A 6725-nucleotide genomic window follows, 5' to 3' on the forward strand; every position below is an offset into this window, starting at 1 on the left:
CCAACTTCGAATCAAGAGCACGGACAGATTGCGCCGCATAGTCAATCCACCCACCTGCCTCTGACCAGCCCGTGCGTCTCCATGGCAAGTAAGAAGCGAAGTAAACCATTTGTATCTCGATGGAAGCCGGCAACCAACACGCTGGAAATCGCTGCGAGGGGTGCGGCCAAGGTCGAGCAAACAGTCGTCGAGGGATTGGCTGACTCCTTAAAGCGCTCCTGCCACGATCTGACGCTTCCGGCAAAGTCCGCGATTTCATGGCAAGAATTGAAGTTTGCGTTGATGGTCTCGATGCGCATCGAGCGAACAGGCGTGGTCAGAGGGCTTGCAGTGGTATTTGATGCTGCCTTCGAGGCACTGGCGTCCCTGCATTTTCGCTGTATGGTGAGCGGCGATTGGCAGTATGCTCAACCCACTCCCGAGGAGCTCGCTTCAATTGTGGAGATGAGCGAAATGCACGTTTTTCAGCTGCGCCAACTCACTCGCAGGGAGTTCGAGCGGGTGTTTCTGCAAGCGCAGGAAGATTTCAGGCAGCTTCCTCGAATCGCTATGCCTAGTGTGGTCGAAAATTCTCCGTCTTGATGCCATCGTAGATCTAACAACCTCATGCAAACACGTATTCGGCAAACCCTCATGCACAAAGAAATTCGGACACTCCCGATGGGCGAGAGGGACAGCAATGCTGGTGCACCCTTAATTAGGACATGCAATTCAGCGAACTGACTTCCGGCACAGATACACCTTCGCTCGTGCGAAGATCATGCGGCCGCAACGTTCGTAACGACCCGGCGGAACGGTCCATTACGAATCACTTCAGCCCGATCAAGGCTCCCCTCGCACCCTACCCCACGGGCCGTTAGCCAACCGCGTTGACTCTGCTCTTTAGTGCTTTGCCCGCAGTGAACTTGGGCGCCTTGTGTGCCTTGATCACGAGCGTTTGCCCCGTTGCTGGATTGCGTCCTGAGCGTTCGGCACGACTGCTCACACTAAATGCACCAAAACTCGTCAGATGTACCGATTCTCCGCGTGCAAGCGCTTGCGACACGTTTTCCAGCAGCGCCTCGAGCGCTCGGCTGGCATCTACTTTGCTGAGGCTTGTGTCCGCAGCAATGGCGGCGATCAGTTCGGTCTTGTTCAAAGAAGTGTCCTCTCTGTAAGTGGTTTGTGAAGAAAGCAAGAGAGGGCATCGCGCGCCGACTCAGTCCCATGAAGAAACGTCGACAGAGCTGCGGCTCCGTCTGAGTGGATCTCTTGCAGTTTAGCGTCGGATGCAATGCCGATGGATTAGGCACACCAAAGGCATTGAAATGCGCGTTACAAGTCTCGGCGACTCAGATGCACCTGTCCAAAGACAGGCGGCTGATCTTGTCCAATTTATCTATGGGAGTGGCCCTTTACGCGGACTCAAGTGTCGGAATCCTTCGTAACTGTTTCACGGTGAGTTCGCGTGACTATGCGCCTGCGGCGCAACTTGCGCATTTGCCCTTGATCTCCATGCCATGGGCATGAAAACCGGACGACTTGAGCGCGAGCGCGAGGTGCTCGCTCATGCCCGAGTCGCTCCATTCGGTGGCGCTGCCACAGCGTTCGCAGACCAGGAAAACCGGGTCATCGTGTGGGTGGTCAGTGTGGTCGCAGACCACGAAGCTGCTGTTGGCCGTGACCTTGTGAACCAGGCGCTGTTCGACCAGGAAGTCCAGCGCGCGGTAGACGGTCATGGGGGCGACGCCGGGCTGGCGGGTCGACATGTCGGCGAGCAGGTCGTAGGCCTTGGTGGCCTTGCCACGCACCAGCAGCAGTTCAAACACCAGTGCGCGCAAGTCCGTCAGCTGAACGCCGTTGGCCTCGCACTGGGTGCGGGCAATGGCAAGGCCACGCTGCACCTTGCGGCTGGGCGTTTCCGGGCTGTTCGGGGTGGAGGGGGTCTTGCGGGGCCTGGCCATGGCGGTGGGTGGGGTGCTGAGCCAGGTCATTCTAAGTTCCTCTCGAAAACAGCGTGACGCCCAGGCCCAGGCCGCTCAGGGCCATGGCCACGCACGCGCCGCTGGGCCAGTCGAACGCCCAGGACAGGCCGATGCCCAGTGCGCACGCCAGAACCGCCAGCCCGAAAGCGGCAGGCAATGACGTGGTTCGCCGTGTCCACAACGCGGGCCCGATCAGCATGGCGAACACCAGGTACAGGCCGAGCGAGGAGACGGCCACGCTCAGCGTGAGCGCGAAGACGCCGTAGAACACGGCGTCATGCGCCAGCCGGGGCCTGGAACCGCGTGCCAGCCACGCCACGGCGGCGGCCATGAGCACGAGCAGGACGACGGACGACCACGGCACCCAGAGCACGTCGGCGGCGAGCAGTTCGGTGAGCCTTTCCCGGCCATGCGGCTCCAGCGACGCGCCCACCACCGCGAAGCTGGCGCCGCACACGTACACCAGCCCGATCAAGGCCTCTCGCTGCGCGGGCCAGGCGCGGGACAGGGCCCACACCACGCCGCTGCCCACCAGCGCCGCGAGAGCGCTGGCCGAACCCGTGACCCACCGGGCGGGGTGGTCGACGAAGACGGCGGCGGCCAGCGCGCCGCAGGCGGCGATCTGCGCCACGGCCAGATCGATGAACACCACGCCGCGCGACAGCACCTGCGCACCGAGGGGAACGAGGGCGGCGCAAGCGGCCATCAGGGCCAGGCAGGGTGCCGCGAGCCAGAGCAGGTCGTCAGCCGATGGCACGGGCGTTCAACGGTGGGCAGCGAGCAGTTGTTCGATCAAGTGATCGAACAGCGCCGGCAGGGAGGGGGCTGGAGCGCCTTCCGTCACCGTGGCCGGCAAGGACAGCGCGGGCGTGTCGGAACCGAGCTGGCTCGCGAGCCAGCGGGCGGAGCGGCCGTCCTGGTAGGTGGTGGCGACCACCGCTTCGGGGCGTGCGCTGCGCAGCTTCGTGAGAAGGCCCTGCAGATGGCCCGGCGTGGGGGGCATGCCGGGCCTGGGTTCCAGGTCCGCCACCTGGTCGACGTGCAGCCATCGCCAGAAGTAGGCAAAGGTGGAGTGCTGCGCGGCCACCTTCATGCCGCGCAAGGGCGCTGCCTTGCGCTCCCACTGCGCGATGCGGGTTTGCCATTGCGCATCGAAGGCGGCCCAGCGTTGCTGGTACTGCTGTTGTTGTTGAGGTTCCAGCGCCTGCAGCTGGCGCGTGAGGGCCTCGGCCACTTCCCGGACGCGGTTCGGGTCGAGGTGGATGTGCGGGTTGCCGGCCGCGTGCACGTCGCCCGCGAACGGGCCGCCGCCTTCGGGCTGCGGGTCGATGAGTTCCACGTGGTCGGACGCGAAGAACATGCCTTCGGCGCGGTCGTGCACCCTGGGGTTGCCGGCACGCTGTTGCAGCATGGGCAACCAGCCGGCTTCGAGTTCGGCGCCGGTGCAGACCGCGAGGTCGGCACGGCGCAGGGCGGCGATGAGGCTGGGCCGCGCTTCGATGTGATGCGGGTCCTGCAGCGCGTGGGTGGCGGTGTGCACCCTGGCGTGCGGCGCCAGTTCGCGCACCAGCGCCGCCCACTCGGGTTCGCAGGCGAACACCGTCAGCGCCTGGGTGGAGGTGGCCAGCAGGCAGAGCGCACACCCGACGATGGCTCGGTGCCAGCGGTGGCGGTCAGAACGAATGGGCTGCATGGGCGCCAAAGCTCAGGACGTATTGAAGTTGCACCGCGTTCGTTGCCTCGTCGAAACCGGCCCGGTTGCTCTGGCGCGTGGCCTGCAGCCGGATGCTTTGCGCGTGCGTCGGCTTGTAGGCCACCATCAGCGAGGTCTCTCGCAGACGGCCTGCGTGGAAATGGTCGCCATGCGGCATGCGCGCCTGCAGCCAGTCGGTGCGGGCCCCCACCTCCCAGGTAGGCGCAAAGCGCCAGACCACGCTGAGGTAGTCGGCCAGGTGGCGGTCGCGCGAGCGCGCGTAGCGGTTCAGGTCGCGCACCCAGGCGCGTTCGTACACGACGCGCAGCTGGCGCTGGCTGTTGTTGCCGTCGGGCGCCCATTTCCAGGCCACATCCCAGAGCACCAGGTTCTTGCCGCTCAGGGCCGCGCCGTGCGCGTGTGCATGGTCATGTCCGTGGTCGTGGTCGTGGTCATGGCCACCGTGGCCGTGTTCGTCCTCGACCGACGCTTCGCGCCGGTTGTGCAGCCAGGACAGGCCGGTCTGCCAGCTGTGCGAGCGGCCCCAGTCGTCACCCAGCCGCGCCGAAAGCACGGTGGCACCCGGGCTGCGCACCGAAGCAGCCTCCTGGATCAGCTGGCGGCCGCGGAACACCTCGGCACCGAGGCGCAGGTAGAAGTCGGTGGGGGCCGTCCAGTTCAGCCGCAGACCGTCGTCGAACCAGTGTCCGCCGAAGAACGCGCGGTACAGCAAGGGGCGTTCGACGAAGTCGTCTGCATGCGGGTGCTGCTCGTTCAGGTAGCCGATCTGCGAGGCGAAACGCCCCGCGCGCGCCTGCAGGCCCAGGGGCAGCGTGCGCGTCTGCACATAGGCTTCTTCCAGCTCCACTTCGGTCTTGCCGTCGTGCGCGTGGGCCGCTGCGGTGAACTGCGCAGACAGGTGCCGACCCAGCGGGCCGCTCAGCGACAGATCGCTGTGGCCCAGCGCCAGGCCTTTTTCGCGTTGGCCGAGCGCGAGCCCGCGCGAGGTGGCCGCCACGTCCAGCACCGCGCCGAGCTGCCAGTCTTCGCTCTGCGCGTGGGCGACGTTGCCCAGGCCCGTGCAGACGAGGGCCAATGAAAGAGATGCTGATTTCATCGCGCGATGCCCACCCAGGTGGCGTGTGCGGGCACGAAGCCCAGGGAGCGGCGGCTCTTGACCGCCAGCGTGGCGCTGTCCAGCGTGATCAGCTGCTGCGCGACCGGATCGGTGAGATAGATCTCGTTCACCGCGGCGCTGGTGGCCAGCGCCGGGAATGGGGCGGCGGTGGGCATGGACGCGATCACGCCTGCGACCGGTGCGGCCGTGACCCAGCCCGAAGCGCCGTGCGTCCACACGTGCAGCGAACCCGTGCTGTCCAGCACGAAGAAGCGCTGGCCGCTGCGGTCAAAGCCATGGGCGCGGCGCAGGGTGCCGGCCGGCCATGGGTTCGGCGTGATGTCGGTGGCGGTGCCTGCCGCGCCATCGATCGCGTGGAAGCGCGTGGTGGACGGCGTGCCGCTGTTGCTGAAGCCGATGAACTGGCCTGGCAGCGCCGGGTGGCTGGCGACGGTGCTCACGCGGCTGGCGGTGGCCACCTTCGAATCGGTCAGCACAACGCCGGCATGGCGCACCAGCAGCACCCCGTCGTTGCAACCGACGGCGGTGTAGTCGCCCGCCGCGGCACCGCCATGCATGCCGTCGCACAGCGTGGGCAGGGTGCCAGAGAAGGTGTAGCCGCTGCCGTTGCGGGCGTACACGCCCAGCTGGGTCGGCAGACCGGACACCGCGTCCGGGTGCGCCGCCAGCACCGAACTCCCGCGCGGGATGGCCAGCCCATGCAAGGCCGCAGACAACGAGGTGCTTGCGACGGCGGCACCCGATGCAATGGAGGCATCGGTGACGAGCTGGAAGCTGGCGTTCGTCGGAGCGAGCCCGTCAAAGAACAAGGCGCCCTGCGCGCCGGCTTCGGCGTTGAAGTGCGAAGGCCGGACACCCGCGAGTTTCCAGGGCCGCAGGCTGGACGCCTGCCGGTAGTCGTGGTCGTGATCGCCGTGGTCCTCCTGCCAGAGGCCGCCGTCAACGTACTGCACCAGGCCGCCCGCGTTCTGCAGCACCACGGCGTAGCGCTGGCCCGGGCTGGTGTAGACCGCCGATGCCGGGTTGTCGAGCGTGTGCGTGCGCTCGACAGTGCCGTTGTCCAGGTCGAACACATGCAGCCTGGGCTGACCGCTTTCGCTCAGCGCCAGGCGCCCGGCGGTGTCGATATGCGTGTGCTCATGGTCGCGTTCCTCTTCGGGATCGCTGCCACCGCCGCCGCAGGCGGCAAGGGCGAGCGTGATCGCGATGCATGGAATCAGGCGGCGTGAAGACTTCCGGGGTGACATGGACATAAGATCCTCGTTGATTGAATGATGTTATGTTACATCATCACATTATTCTTTTGTGAGTTTTTGCATAATCAATCGCATTTGGAGGCACTCGCAGATGCACTCTAAAGGTTGCTGTTCTCGGCCCGCAAGCAACTTAGGTCCAAGTTTGCCCAAGAACAGCAGGGGCGAACGTGATGCAGGCGTCTTCTCAGCGCCCTCTATTTTTTGCTGAACGCTGGTGCGCAGGATTGGTGGTCCGTGCAGAGCAATCGCAGTCCGCGAGAGCACAATCCGGTGTCGCGCGCAGCCTGATGCCCGGTGCGTCGGGGCCACCAACGCATTGGAAGCCGTCGCATCGGAGCCGGCATCAACTTGAAATTGCTGTTCGCATGGCGCCGAATGCATCTGAGCGCTCAAGAACGGCCCTTGAAACCGATGAACGAGCGCGATCCGTGCGCTTATCTCAAGGACGTGCTCAATCGCGCGCATAGGTGACGGGCCACGGATAGAAGCCTATCGACCCTGCGCAAGGTAGTGAGCAATAGCCACCTTCTTCCGCTCCTGCACGCACTGGGAAGTCTGGCTCGTGTGTCGCCTTCTGGCAGCAATGCCGCTTCACAAGACCAAAGATCCAGCAAACTCGCGCTCCAGTGCCCGTCGGCGCCAGGAGCTCAGCGACACGCCTGGCCCGGCCTCAA

General features: G+C 65.2%; 7 protein-coding genes. 1 reads left to right on the forward strand and 6 read right to left on the reverse strand.

Annotation, left to right across the window (positions count from 1 at the left end; translation table 11 throughout):
- A partial coding sequence (locus tag HPA01S_RS23290; RefSeq protein WP_218005373.1) for a hypothetical protein occupies nt 1-582 on the forward strand: 582 nt, incomplete at its 5' end.
- Between the two features lie 274 nt (nt 583-856).
- On the opposite strand, the gene HPA01S_RS22905 is transcribed toward HPA01S_RS23290, so the two are convergent.
- From HPA01S_RS22905 to HPA01S_RS22075, 6 genes are all read right to left on the reverse strand, one after another.
- Nucleotides 857-1138: an HU family DNA-binding protein gene (locus HPA01S_RS22905; protein ID WP_084360914.1), complete on the reverse strand. Its 282-nt coding sequence runs from the start codon at nt 1136-1138 to the stop codon at nt 857-859.
- A gap of 313 nt (nt 1139-1451) precedes the next feature.
- Nucleotides 1452-1973 carry a Fur family transcriptional regulator gene (locus HPA01S_RS22055; RefSeq protein WP_066273604.1) on the reverse strand — a complete coding sequence of 174 codons (522 nt, stop codon included), beginning with the start codon at nt 1971-1973 and terminating at the stop codon, nt 1452-1454.
- Nucleotide 1974: 1 nt separating this feature from the next.
- Nucleotides 1975-2721, reverse strand: a complete 747-nt coding sequence (locus tag HPA01S_RS22060) for a metal ABC transporter permease (protein ID WP_066273606.1) — start codon at nt 2719-2721, stop codon at nt 1975-1977.
- Between the two features lie 6 nt (nt 2722-2727).
- Nucleotides 2728-3657 (reverse strand): metal ABC transporter solute-binding protein, Zn/Mn family, encoded by a 930-nt coding sequence (locus HPA01S_RS22065; protein WP_066273610.1) that lies wholly within the window; start codon nt 3655-3657, stop codon nt 2728-2730.
- A complete protein-coding gene (locus HPA01S_RS22070; RefSeq protein ID WP_066273607.1) occupies nt 3638-4774 on the reverse strand; it encodes a hypothetical protein in 1137 nt (378 codons plus the stop codon). The genes HPA01S_RS22065 and HPA01S_RS22070 overlap by 20 nt, the downstream gene beginning before the upstream one ends.
- On the reverse strand, nt 4771-6042 hold the full coding sequence (locus tag HPA01S_RS22075; RefSeq protein WP_157085148.1) for a hypothetical protein: 1272 nt from the start codon (nt 6040-6042) through the stop codon (nt 4771-4773). Before HPA01S_RS22075 ends, HPA01S_RS22070 begins: the two co-directional genes overlap by 4 nt.
- Between the last annotated feature and the right edge of the window lie 683 nt (nt 6043-6725).

Origin of the sequence: Hydrogenophaga palleronii NBRC 102513, assembly GCF_001571225.1 — a bacterium.
GTDB lineage: Bacteria > Pseudomonadota > Gammaproteobacteria > Burkholderiales > Burkholderiaceae_C > Hydrogenophaga > Hydrogenophaga palleronii.